Origin of the sequence: Moorena sp. SIO1G6 (assembly GCF_010672795.1) — a bacterium.
GTDB lineage: Bacteria > Cyanobacteriota > Cyanobacteriia > Cyanobacteriales > Coleofasciculaceae > Moorena > Moorena producens.
In genome coordinates this window covers 39,816-51,534 of record NZ_JAAHFZ010000043.1, presented here as the reverse complement: position 1 = coordinate 51,534, position 11,719 = coordinate 39,816, and the positions used below count along the sequence as shown (strand labels likewise).

Annotated in this window: 10 protein-coding genes; 9 read left to right on the top strand and 1 reads right to left on the bottom strand. The window is 40.0% G+C overall.

Annotated features, from left to right (window positions below; all coding sequences use genetic code 11):
* Window positions 1–169 precede the first annotated feature (169 nt).
* From F6K63_RS27640 to F6K63_RS27605, 8 genes are all read left to right on the top strand, one after another.
* Complete coding sequence (locus F6K63_RS27640) at window positions 170–295, top strand: hypothetical protein (RefSeq protein WP_287266328.1); 126 nt, start codon at window positions 170–172, stop codon at window positions 293–295.
* A 122-nt stretch (window positions 296–417) separates the two neighbouring features.
* Window positions 418–1,344: an ornithine carbamoyltransferase gene (argF, locus tag F6K63_RS27635; protein WP_008188186.1), complete on the top strand. Its 927-nt coding sequence runs from the start codon at window positions 418–420 to the stop codon at window positions 1,342–1,344.
* A gap of 340 nt (window positions 1,345–1,684) precedes the next feature.
* The gene (gene ectB / locus F6K63_RS27630) at window positions 1,685–3,013 is read left to right on the top strand and encodes a diaminobutyrate--2-oxoglutarate transaminase (protein WP_008188187.1); all 1,329 of its coding nucleotides are present in this window, start codon (window positions 1,685–1,687) and stop codon (window positions 3,011–3,013) included.
* 261 nt (window positions 3,014–3,274) lie between these two features.
* Window positions 3,275–4,534, top strand: coding sequence for an argininosuccinate synthase (argG, locus tag F6K63_RS27625; RefSeq protein WP_287249771.1), 1,260 nt, complete (start codon window positions 3,275–3,277; stop codon window positions 4,532–4,534).
* Between the two features lie 55 nt (window positions 4,535–4,589).
* A complete protein-coding gene (locus F6K63_RS27620) occupies window positions 4,590–5,636 on the top strand; it encodes an FAD-dependent oxidoreductase (RefSeq protein ID WP_287266330.1) in 1,047 nt (348 codons plus the stop codon).
* Between the two features lie 58 nt (window positions 5,637–5,694).
* Window positions 5,695–6,111 (top strand): cupin domain-containing protein, encoded by a 417-nt coding sequence (locus F6K63_RS27615; protein ID WP_287249777.1) that lies wholly within the window; start codon window positions 5,695–5,697, stop codon window positions 6,109–6,111.
* A complete protein-coding gene (locus F6K63_RS27610) occupies window positions 6,108–7,592 on the top strand; it encodes a class I tRNA ligase family protein (RefSeq protein WP_287249779.1) in 1,485 nt (494 codons plus the stop codon). The genes F6K63_RS27615 and F6K63_RS27610 overlap by 4 nt, the downstream gene beginning before the upstream one ends.
* A complete protein-coding gene (locus tag F6K63_RS27605) occupies window positions 7,544–8,848 on the top strand; it encodes a SidA/IucD/PvdA family monooxygenase (protein WP_008178307.1) in 1,305 nt (434 codons plus the stop codon). Before F6K63_RS27610 ends, F6K63_RS27605 begins: the two co-directional genes overlap by 49 nt.
* Before the next feature lie 477 nt (window positions 8,849–9,325).
* Here the strand turns inward: F6K63_RS27605 and F6K63_RS27600 are convergent, their stop codons facing one another.
* Entirely contained in the window at window positions 9,326–10,051 is a 726-nt protein-coding gene (locus F6K63_RS27600) for a cyclase family protein (protein WP_267871966.1), read from the bottom strand.
* A gap of 439 nt (window positions 10,052–10,490) precedes the next feature.
* On the opposite strand from F6K63_RS27600, the gene F6K63_RS27595 reads away from it, so the two are divergent.
* Complete coding sequence (locus F6K63_RS27595) at window positions 10,491–11,585, top strand: SIS domain-containing protein (protein ID WP_287313655.1); 1,095 nt, start codon at window positions 10,491–10,493, stop codon at window positions 11,583–11,585.
* Window positions 11,586–11,719: the final 134 nt, after the last annotated feature.

Genomic DNA, 11,719 nt, shown 5'->3' with positions numbered 1-11,719 from the left:
TTGGTATAATTATGGTATCATTCTAACTTGATAGGTCGTCTTGACAATTTCTGACCTATCTTTTTTTACCATAATTCGCTCAATTTAATATATATCAAGGTTTACGGGGCGCTTGTCGCCCCCCCAGGATCAGTTCACCAAAACCTACAGTAACAATACTTAAAAGTATGTGATCACCGTTACTCAAAAGGCAGTAGTTATTTCCTTTGGCATGGACGACCAGCAGCGTAGTTACTATGCTGCGCTTAACCTCAATCATCAAGACGACTCCAAAAGATCTTTTAATGGTAATTAATGGCCTGGAAGTCTTTCCCTGTTACCGTGATCAAAAAATAGTTTTTAATTTTGCTAGAAGCTATATAATCATAAAGGTCAAATACTGCAAAAATTCAATTCAGTGAACGGAAAGCGATAATAATGGAAATAGGTTTTTTAAAAGGGCGAGACTTACTTAGTCTGTCAGATCTAAAAGCTGAAGAAATTCTTCAGCTTTTAGATCTAGCAAGGAAAATGAAAAGTGGTCAAGTTAACATTCAATCGAATAAACTTTTGGGCTTGTTGTTTTACAAGCCTTCTACGCGAACTCGGGTTAGTTTCTGGGCAGCAATGTCTCGACTTGGAGGGAAGGTTCTAGATCTTAATCCTGCACTAACCCAAGAGTCTCGAGGAGAACCTTTATCAGATATGGCAAGAGTTTTGAGCAAGTACCTTGACGTGCTAGCAATTCGTACATTTGGCCAGGAGCACTTAGAAGAGTACGCCCGCTATGCCAACATTCCAGTTATTAATGCTTTGAGTGATTTTGAACACCCTTGTCAAGTACTGGCTGATCTCCTCACAATTCAAGAATGCTTCGGGTCTTTTTCTGATCTCACACTAACTTACTTAGGCGATGGCAACAATATCTCCCATTCACTTTTGCTTGCCTGTGCCCTAGTAGGCATGAATGTTAGAGTTGCTACGCCTCAAGAGTATCAACCAAATCTTACAGTTCTAGAGAAAGCTAAGGCAATTGCTCAAGGCCGAACTGAAGTGCAGCTTCTCCACGATCCCAAATTAGCAATACAAGATGCACAGATCATCTATACAGATATGTGGGCTAGTATGGGTCAAGACGACTCTGGAGACATGCGTCTTCCATTATTTGAGCCTTATCAAGTAAATGATGAATTATTGAGCAATGTAGGGTCAGAAACTATTGTGATGCACTGCTTACCAGCTCGGCGAGGGGAGGAAATTACGGAAGAGGTTATTGAAGGCTCTAGATCTCGAGTTTGGCAAGAAGCAGAAAACCGAATGCATATTCAACAGGCTTTATTAGCAAGCCTTCTAGGGGATGATTAGTTTTAAGTTGCTAATCCAGACTAGCTAATTGGTTAACTGTAAGAAGCTGTTTGAAAAGTCTGAAAGGTTACGCTGATTCACTCTTAGAGCCAAGTGAAAAATAGGGACTTTGATGGATAAGTCTAGGTAATCTAGACCACTTTGAGGTGATCATCTTTGAGGTGATAATCCATACTTTTCAAACAGTCTCTAAGTTTGCTAAATCAATAAAATTCATTTTTATAAATTAAACCTTTAATTTTTGTAAATTAAAAGAATCTAGAAACTAATTTAGTTTTATGATATGAATGTAGACCTAAAATTTCTGTATCCAATACTACTATTACGGATATAATTAGCCATGAATTCACAGAAAGCAATTCAAGATCCAGAGAGAAAATCAATATTAACGGACTATTTAAGCCCTGATCATCCTATTGATGAAATATTTAATCGTTACGAGTCTAACGTTAGATCGTACTGTAGAAGTTTCCCTGCTGTTTTTAGTCGCTCTAAGGGCTCAAAACTTTATCTTGAGTCTGGAGAAGAATTAATTGATTTCTTCGCAGGTGCAGGAACTCTTAATTATGGGCATAACAATCCTTTTATTAAGGATAAAATATCTCAATATATATCCCAGGATGGTCTTATCCATGGCCTAGATATGTATTCTAGTGCAAAAAAAGAATTTCTCCATAAGTTTTCAAATATTCTGAATGTAAGGGAGTTGGACTACAAGATCCAATTTCCTGGTCCAACAGGAACTAACGCCATTGAAGCTGCTCTTAAGTTAGCTCGAAAAGTTACAGGTCGGGAAGGTATTTTCTCCTTCATGGGAGGCTTTCATGGTGTATCTTTAGGAAGCCTTGCTGTGACAGGGAATCAAAAATTTAGGAAAGCAGCTGGCTTGCCTTTGACTAATGTTACATTTATTCCTTATGAAAGTAGTCCATATGGGAATTTTGATTCCCTTGGCTATATAGATCGAATCTTAACAGATCCTTCTTCAGGCATTGAACTGCCAGCAGCAATAATTGTTGAAACAGTTCAGGCAGAGGGAGGTGTCTATGTAGCTTCTATTGATTGGCTAGAGAGCTTGAAGAGTTTGTGTGAGCGACATGATATTCTGCTGATTTGCGATGATATACAAGCAGGTTGTGGTCGCACAGGCTATTTCTTTTCCTTTGAAAGAGCTAATATTACACCAGATATTGTTACGCTCTCTAAATCCTTAAGTGGGTATGGTTTACCGTTATCAGTAGTCCTAATGAGGAGGGATATCGATATTTGGGAGCCTGGCGAACACAATGGAACATTTAGAGGAAACCAGCTCGCTTTTGTTGGGGCAAGTGCCGCTTTCGACCACTATTGGGGAGGAAAGAGTTTAGAAATTAAGTTAAGAGAAAAAGAATCTTTTCTATCCAATTTTATGCAATCTGAAATTTTAGAAAAGTTTGAAGGAGTTGAAGTGCGTGGAGCTGGTATGATTTGGGGAATTGATATGTCAAGTCACAGTAGTCCTGAAGTATCTAAAAGAGTTTCACAGCTTTGCTTTGAAAATGGTTTAGTTGTTGAGGTCTGCGGAAGGAACAGTAGTGTTATAAAATTGTTACCGCCATTAACTATTGATATCCATGACCTCCGCCAAGGTTGTGAGATAATAGTTAAAGCAATGAGCAGATTGTGGTAATTAACTGATAGGAATCAAATATGATTGTTTCCTAAAATCAAATTATCTGCATAAATACCTTTGTAATAAACTATTTGGAAAGTCATAAATGTTACTTTACTATTTTTTTAGTATGGCCTGATCATAGGGGCTATAGAGACATATCCTAGAGATAGCTTGATTAGTTTAAGGTAATAACTTTGGCTTTCCAATGATCCTCTGAGAAATTGGATTAATTGCATCCTCTTATAAAGGAAGTAAAAACAGGAATAAAAAACTAAAATGAAAGATATTAATACAGTACTGGAAATTGCTGAAATTGGAGAACCAATTGCCTTTGCTGTATCAGGTGGGCTCGATAGTTGTACGATTACTCGTTGGCTTACTGATAGAGGAGTGAAAGCTATTTGTTTTACAGCCGATCTTGGCCAACCAGATGAGAAAGATATTTCTCATATTGGAGATCGCATAAGAAAATCCGGTGCATATAGCCATCATTTCCTTCATTTACAAGACCACTTTGCTGAAGCAGGGCTGAAACTCATTCAAGCTCAAGCCTTTTATGAAGGTGGATATTGGAATATAACAGGAATTGCACGCCACATCATTGTTAAGGGTATCCTTGAAGCAATGACTCAACATAAACTCTCAATTCTTGCCCATGGATCTACAGGGCGTGGCAATGATCAAATTCGTTTCCAAGTTATGGCTCACATGCTCAATCCAGAAGTGAAGTTATATGCTCCTTGGCGCGATCCGATCTATTTGGATAAATTTCAAGGTCGTGCCGAAATGATTGACTTCTGCCAGGCTCATGGGCTTCCAATTCGAGCAACTAAAGATACTCCGTACTCAACAGACGCAAATTTATTGGGTATCACCTATGAAGGAGGTAAGCTTGAAGACTTAAAGACACCTTCAGATTTTGTTACTCCTACTATGGGAGTTTATCCAAAAAATGCACCTGATAAGGTTGAAAGGTTTGTTGTTCGTTTTGAGCAAGGAAGGCCAGTCGCAATTAACGAAAATCAAGTGTCTTTACTTGATGGGTTTAAGTTGGCTAATCAAATAGGAGGTCGAAACGGGGTTGGAATTGGAGTTCACGTTGTTGAGAATCGAATTGTAGGGCTAAAATCTAGAGGAGTTTATGAACAGCCTGGTATAGATATTCTTAGCAAATGTTACAGATTTCTCCTCCAACTAATTCTTGATCGAGCATCCCAAAAGATGTTCGATCAGATGGCTTCACAACTTGGAGAAAACATTTACTATGGTTTAGGTTTTGACCTCCCTTCGCAAATGGGTTTTCGAGCTATTGAGCCCGTAACAAATTTAGCTACAGGTACGATTACAGTAGATATTTACAAAGGACATGTAACATTTGTCTCTGCTGAAGATGTACCACACAGTATTTATACAAAAGAAACAACTTCTATGGAGAACATTGGAAGTTTTAGCCATCTTGACTCAGAAGGTCTGCTTCGCATTCTTAGTTTAAGTGCTCGGGCAAAAGCTCATAGCCGCTTAACTCATAGTTGGTAAATCAAGATTTGTATTCATGGAGGCTAATTTTTAGGGCAATATATGGATAGATGATATGCATTTTAACTTTGCGGTTATTGGGAATGGCTTGCTAGGATCTGCTATTTTAGACGAGATTTCAAAAGATCATTCTAGTGTTGTGGGATATGGCGCAAACTATGGTACAGCAGGTCGCTATTTCTCAAGCCATGAGGATGATTCAAGGCTTGTTAGAACTTATCATGATGACCACTACTGGGAAGATCTGGCAATCCGTAATCTTCAGGAAATTAGAGCTTTGGAAAAGGAAGTAGAAATGAAAGTCTTCTACGACCTTCCTGTATATTATAATCGTAAAGATAACCAAGATGCCTTGTTGTATGCCAGCCTTCAGCCTATTGATGAGCAACATTCAGCAAGGGTACGACCACTCTTCAATGCTGAAGATATAGAAGGAGGCTTCCTTGACCCAAAGAGATATATTAAAGCCATGAATAGGCGTTCAATAAGGCGTAGCATAAATATTTATCCAACGGCAGTAACCTCTGTTACACAGGATAGAGAGGTATATCAGCTTATTCCATTAACTGGTCAAAGCGCTAGCACAGACATTGTTATTGACACCCGGGGAGCGTTTTCGGAAGAAGCTTTCAAACAAGGTAAAATCACCATTGTAGGAAAAGTTCTTATTTACACCACTGCTCCATTAGATGTAGAAGAAGGTAGCTTTTGCTTTATCGATTCATCCCCAAAGCAAAATGTCTTTCAGAATGCCTACGGCTTTTTCCAGTATCAAAAATTAGAGAATACAGCTATCTCAAAGTTCGGATTTACAGAATTACATTATGAAGAGTTAGCTAGCATAGATAAGTTGATATGGTGGTTCCAAGGGGGATATACTGAGTACAGTTATTTACAGGAAGCATTGCTGTATATAGAGGAATTTATGGGTGGATCCCACAAACTTTTGTCAGTCAAGCCATGTGCCCTTTCACTTACGAGTAATGGTAAGCCATTTGTAGAGCGAAAAGGGAATTATATAACAATCACAGGAGGAAATGGAAACCTCGCAAAGTGTAGCCAAGCTTTTGCACAGGAAGCATTACATCTTGTCGGTTTATGATAATCCGTTTTGTACAGAAGTCACTAACAAGTTTTTTTTTAAAGGAGTCAGATAGCTTATGTATATTCAACGTAAGATCGAAGCCTTAAGTAAGTATGAATATGGTTGCGATTTACGGCGACTTTATCCTTCCCAGGATTTATCTAACCCTCTCTACTGGGGATCCGCAATTGCTTCTGTGCGACCCGGTGAGTGTACAACCCCCCATAAGCATGATGAGCTAGAAACTTTTATCGTATTGGCAGGGAAGGGAAGGATGTACATTGAGGCAGAAGAAGAAGATCTTGAAGCTGGGGATGTTGTTTTCATTCCCAGAGAACAAACCCATAGGTTTCAGAACCTGTCAAATCAGGATCCACTAACTTTTATTACCATCTTCTGGGACTCGCCAGAGGCGCGAGAACAAATTAAAACCTATATAGATAATCAGACTAATGCTATAAATTCCCAGCAAGGAGACCTATCTCAGAAATGATTCTTATTATTGCACCACCACCTACTCCCAATGGGGATCTACATGTTGGCCACCTGTCTGGTCCGTATCTAGCTGCAGATATCTTCAAACGGTATATCAGACAACATGGACAGCAAGCGCACTATGTTGTCAGCACTGATGACAACCAATCCTATGTGGATACGACAGCTAGGCGATTGGGAATAGAGGTTACATCTTTGATCAACCAGTCTCGTACTGAAATCCGTGATTCACTCTCAAGTTATGATATTGCTATCGATCACTTTGGGAATCAGGATGCGAGCTATCGCGAATTTGTTCAGGCTTTCTTTGAACGGTTATACTCATCTGGCCTTGTTGAAGTAGCTGAAATGCAGGTCTTCTATGATAAGAAGACGGATACTTACCCGATCGAATCATTTATCTCTGGTTTCTGTCCCAATTGCTTGAGTTATACATGTAGTGGTATTTGTGAATCCTGTGGACATCCTAACTCTGCAATTGATCTTCTTGAAGTGCAATATCCTGGCTTAGAGATTTTGAAGGAACCAAGGCTTGTCCTCAAACTTGAGGAATTCCGTTCTGAGCTAGAACAATATTTGCTTGGGATGGAAACACACCGCCCCGCGCTAAAGCACCTCATTTCTTCTCTTCTAGATCAACCTATGACCCCTTTTCCACTATCCTATAAAATGAATCGGGGGATTAGTATAGATTTTGCTCTTTCTGATCAGAAACTAAATGTTTGGGCAGAGATGTATCCTGGTCACATTTACTTTCTCAAAAAATCAGCAGGTCAACTAAGTAACAAAGATGAATATGTCCAGTTTCTTGGTTTCGATAATTCTTATTTTTATGTTTTCGTCCATTTCGCCTTAGGGATAGCCGCACAAAAATGTGGGTTCGATTGGCCTTTGCCACGTGGATTTATCACTAACCAATTTTATTATCTTGGCTCTTCTAAATTCTCAACCAGTAAAGGTAATCTCATTTGGGCACGAGATTTGGTGAAGGATTACGAGGCAGATATTATTCGCTTGTTCCTTGCGTTGCATGGCCCTGAATTTCAAGAAGCAAACTTTTCCCTTATAGCCTTTGAAAAGACAGTATCTGAAATTGCCCGAAAAATTAATGATATTGTAGAAGTTTTCAATGCTAAATTAACTAGTATGGAAAATGGAGATGACTACAAGAATAATAAGACTATAGAGAAAATAATCTCTATCTTGTCGAAGCCTCTAGATCTCAAGGATTATTCGTCAAGTATTTTAGCCCAACGCGCTCTGAATATTATTGATTTTTTACGAGAATCCCTCCAACATGGCAATCATTCTTTACTTCCCTTCGTACCTGTTTTACTAGTAATGGGACTTGACCCTTTTTGCCCTAAGTATACACAATCTATTCGTGATAAGTTTGAATTATCTAACTATAATTGGGAGGAATTGGTACCATGTTGTCATATACAACACGAACTTCCAAAATTGCTGGTGAAGAGATAATATACGATGTTATTGGAGTCGGCTTTGGGCCATCTAATATTGCTCTTGCCATTGCTATGGAGGAAGGCAATTATCCAGGCAAAGTGCTCTTTATAGAGCGTAATACACAAGTATCTTGGCATGAGGGAATGTTACTAAATGGTAGTAATATCCAAAACAACCCTTTGAGGGATTTGGTTACTCCAGTCAACCCTAGAAGCAAGTATACTTTTGTCAATTATCTCCATCAGAGTGGTCGGTTGTTCGATTTCCTTAACCTTGGAGTTACGCATCCCCTTAGACAAGATTACTACGATTATATTGTCTGGGCAGGAAGTCAATTTCAGAACGTGGTGTATGGAAGTTCTGTGACCAAAATTGAACTCGCTTATATAAGTGGTCAATACCTATGGCGACTTACAAATAACCAAGGTACTAACTTCTTAACTCGGTGTTTAGTAGTGGGAACGGGTAGGAATCTTAATATTCCTAAAATCAAGGGAGTAAATAGTCCAAACGTTATTCATTTTGTTAATTACCTCCATCATATTAAAAAATATGATAAAGACTCACCTATTGTTGTGCTTGGAGCTTCACAGAGTGCTGTGGAGATTATCTTGGATCTAATTAACAAAGGCTATCAGCAGATCTATTCGGTTCATCGTTCTTTTTCATATTGCCTCAAGGATACTAGCTGTTTCAGTGATGAAGTATACTTTCCTGAGTTTGTAGATTACTACCATGGGCTACCACCTCAAATGAGAGCAGAGTTGGATAAACAGCTTCGCCGTACTAACTACTCCTCAGTAGATAAGGATATTCTTGATGCCTTGTATTTAATACGGTATGAGGACAAAATAAACCATCGCGAACGTTTGAAGATTTATCGCAATTGTGTGGTTGACGAGATCAACCCGAATGGAAAAAAATCTATCCTTATCCGACAGCTTTATAAGGGCAATATAGATGAACTCCCGTGTGATTTAATGATATTGGCAACTGGGTTCTTAGATATCGGTCGTAATGGCCAGGAAGGATTGCCAAAACTACTCCGTGATGTAGCAGATAATTTTGTTTGGACAGACGATTATCTCAAGGTGGAGCGGGACTACCGTATTGCCATGAAAGAAGGAGTTTCTTTACCAGATATATACTTGAATGGGTTATGTGAGTCTTCACATGGTTTGGGGGATGCCGGTTCGATCAGCCTTGTGTCACTGCGAGCACAAGATATTCTGGGTGGTATTCTGAAGCGGCTTAGTCCTGTAGTTGTCTGAACGTGAGAGGGGCACTCACGTCATAAAAGTGGAACTGTTACCAAAAAGTTTGGGTCATTAGCCCCGTCCTTCTAGGACGGCTTTTCATGATTATGTGATAGAATAAAAGCATAAGCAATAAACTTTTTGTCAGATAGGTACTATCTAATCATAAATAGACAACGTAAAAAATATGTATGAGATACGTATTCCGTAATTTGGTCTAACGACTACAACGTCTATGAAAAACTTAGATAAAAAAGTATAAAGGTGCGCTTACAGTCGTCGAATTAAATTCGCCGACGGAAAGCGCACCTTTGGTTAAAACTTTTTTATTAAGGCTCCAATCTTCTAAGGTTTCGTCTCCGGCACACCGAAACCTAGATCTATGATCTAAACGCTTGGGGAAATTTGTCCTCTACTTTTTCTGACTCCGGTTTGAAAGAGCCACGACGAGTAGTAGAGCCAAGAATCCCCGTTCTTTTAGGACGGAGATTGTCAAATGACTGCTATTAAGCGCACTGGGCTTCCAGTTCCACCATAAACTTTAGATGCCCCAACAAAAAGGAATGCTCCTGAAGGGGGAATGTTGTCAAGGTTAGCCACATTTTCTAATCCCCAAAGCCCATTCGACAACCAAGTATTATGAACTGGGAAATCCTCCGAAGCCCCTTGATCAAGGCTAAGAGTATCAACACCGATGCCAAGCACAGATCTTGCTTCCAACAGAAACTCTACAGCCGTTTTACTCCAACCAGGGAAATGAGGAATTCCTTGTTTATCCATGTTTACAAAAGCATTATTATCTCCGAAGTACTTTCCCCAGCCACTATTCATAATAATGATGGCATTGCTAGGGATCTTTCCATACTTCTTTTCCCAACGCAAGATATCGTCCGGAATCACTGTAGCATCATGATTATGTAGCACACGGTCTCGAATATCTAACACCACCAAGGGTCCACACAGACAATGAACTGGAATCTCGTGCACAGCAATGCCATCTTTGATAAAATGAATGGGAGCGTCTAAGTGCGTTCCAGTATGCTCATTCAGATGTAATTCATAATCTTGATAGCCATTCTCACTATATGTTGATGCTATCTCTAGTCTCATAGGTTTATCCCCTGGGAATACGGGCGTTTGTGGTCCTAATGTATGAGTTAGATCAACAATATGCCCTCTAAGTTTCGGTGGTTTTATATAGTTATTGTACGCTGCCATATACTTATCTGAAACAACCGGGGTATAATTGTTGTCTAAGCTTCTTTGGTAAAGATCTTTCAAAGTTCTGCATAAACACATAGAAACTCAACCTTAGTATGATTTGAATATAGGAATACAACCACTATTAATTTTTACAGCAGTGATTGGGTCGCGAGAGTTGAAGCGACCTCTTTAATTTGGACACCATATCAAACAGAATAGTCCTTTCTGTTTTACCATGTTTTTCCCATTGTCAGACTTCCTCGGTTTTTGAGGGTTGCGTTGTACTCACTCCAATTCCTAATCTTATATTGGATCTTGGCCGTTGCTTATATCATGGCTGGGGGGAGTTTTATTTTTCTCTCTACAGATTATCCTACTCAACTCATACTCTTTATGCAACGAAGCCCAGTTGTATTAATGCAAAACTTGCACGATAGAGAGGACAACTATTAATATGTCTACTGAACAAAGAGTGAAACATCCCTTTCATATATATGAGGCAATTCTTGCGCAACCTCAAGCATTTGCCCATGCTGCTAGGTGCAATGAAAGATTAATTGATCAGTGTGCTGCCCGTATAGCCTCTTGCGAGCGGCTATTTACAGTTGGGATTGGCACTTCACATTATGCTGCTCAGGTGGGTGAACACCTAATGCGTTTGTATGGAGGAGAGCTGTTCACACAGGCAGTTCACTCATTTGACTTTGCGCTTTATGGACTTCGCATTACACCAAGGGATTGCGTCATTGGTATTAGTCATCGTGGGAATAAACTCTATACAGTTGAGTCGCTCAAACATGCCCGTGAAGCAGGTTGTTACACAGTGTTTATTACAGGTGAGGGTGGAGCTAATGAGGCTGTGCAAACCGACATTACCCTTACTACTGTTGCACAAGATAAGTCATCAGCTCATACTGTCAGTTACATTGGTGCGATTTCAGTCCTATCTGCTCTTGCGGAACGTATCGGCTATCATCGCACTGGGGCAAGTTTTCTAACGAAAAACTTCCTGCACCATGAACTACCTGAGGCACTACTCACAGCACTGGAAACAGAGAATGAGATAGCACTACTTGCCCACGAATACGTTAATCGACGGCGTATTTGGTTAGTTGGTGGTGGTCCGAATGCTGTCACGGCTCATGAGATCGCACTAAAAATTAAGGAAACTTCCTACTTGCAAGCTGAGGGTATGTCAATCGAGACAATTCTGCATGGACCATTTCAATGCGCTGAAGCAGAAGATCTCTTCGTTTTGATTGCGCCAGCAGGGGCGGCACAGGGGCGCGTTATCGAGCTAGTGGGACTCATCCAAGAAATTGGTGCTGCCTCCTTGGTCATCAGCGACGGAACGGCGGAATCACTGCAAACTGACGCAACCAGTTGGGTTGCTGTACCTAAAGTTCCAGAACCCTTCTGCTCTATAACTTGCCTTGTGCCATTGCAACTATTTACCTACTACTTAGCATTGGAACGTGGAACAAACCCTGATGGATTTCGCCTTGAAGATCCACGTTTTGCCCGTGCACGCTCATTAATACGTTTGTAGTAAGCACCTACACAGAATTAATGGGAGCAGGTCCAAGTTGCAGAAGAAATAAACTATGTATGATCAGAGCAAGCTTAAACCCATGAAGGGGCTAGAGATTTAGTACTTTTGTTCTGCAATTGTGACATGCTCCC

Coding starts and splice junctions, on each gene's coding strand:
- argF (WP_008188186.1), top strand. CDS start 418: ATGGAAATAGGTTTTTTAAAAGGGCGAGACTTACTTAGTCTGTCAGAT.
- F6K63_RS27600 (WP_267871966.1), bottom strand. CDS start 10,051: ATGGCAGCGTACAATAACTATATAAAACCACCGAAACTTAGAGGGCAT.
- F6K63_RS27615 (WP_287249777.1), top strand. CDS start 5,695: ATGTATATTCAACGTAAGATCGAAGCCTTAAGTAAGTATGAATATGGT.
- ectB (WP_008188187.1), top strand. CDS start 1,685: ATGAATTCACAGAAAGCAATTCAAGATCCAGAGAGAAAATCAATATTA.
- F6K63_RS27605 (WP_008178307.1), top strand. CDS start 7,544: ATGTTGTCATATACAACACGAACTTCCAAAATTGCTGGTGAAGAGATA.
- F6K63_RS27595 (WP_287313655.1), top strand. CDS start 10,491: ATGTCTACTGAACAAAGAGTGAAACATCCCTTTCATATATATGAGGCA.
- F6K63_RS27620 (WP_287266330.1), top strand. CDS start 4,590: ATGCATTTTAACTTTGCGGTTATTGGGAATGGCTTGCTAGGATCTGCT.
- F6K63_RS27610 (WP_287249779.1), top strand. CDS start 6,108: ATGATTCTTATTATTGCACCACCACCTACTCCCAATGGGGATCTACAT.
- argG (WP_287249771.1), top strand. CDS start 3,275: ATGAAAGATATTAATACAGTACTGGAAATTGCTGAAATTGGAGAACCA.